The sequence below is a fragment of the Methylobacterium sp. E-016 genome, assembly GCF_022829745.1.
Lineage (GTDB): Bacteria > Pseudomonadota > Alphaproteobacteria > Rhizobiales > Beijerinckiaceae > Methylobacterium.
Window position 1 is genome coordinate 1 of the sequence record NZ_JAKSYF010000086.1, and the last position, 421, is coordinate 421.

Genomic DNA, 421 nt, shown 5'->3' on the forward strand with positions numbered 1-421 from the left:
CTCGACTTCTCGAAGATCGAGGCCGGGCAGCTGACCCTCGACCCGGTCTCGTTCCCGCTGGTCTCGGTGATCGACAACACCGTCTCGATCGTCCGCGGCGGCGCGCTGAAGAGCAACCTGCGGATCGAGACCCGGATCGACCCGGATCTGCCCGCCTTCGTCCTCGGCGACGCGAGCCGGCTGCGCCAGGTGCTGCTGAACCTGCTGAACAACGCGGTGAAGTTCACCCCCGTCGGCTCGGTGACCCTCGTGGTCCGGCGCGAGCGCTCGGGGGCGCGCGGCCACGACCTGCGCTTCGAGGTCACCGACACCGGCATCGGGATCAATTCGGCGCAGCAGGACCGGCTGTTCAAGCGCTTCAGCCAGGTCGACGGCTCGATCAGCCGGCGCTTCGGCGGCACCGGCCTCGGCCTGGTGATCT

General features: G+C 69.1%; 1 protein-coding gene. It reads left to right on the forward strand.

The features are described from left to right. A partial coding sequence (locus tag MKK68_RS11750) for an ATP-binding protein (protein WP_244030431.1) occupies nucleotides 1–421 on the forward strand: 421 nt, incomplete at both ends.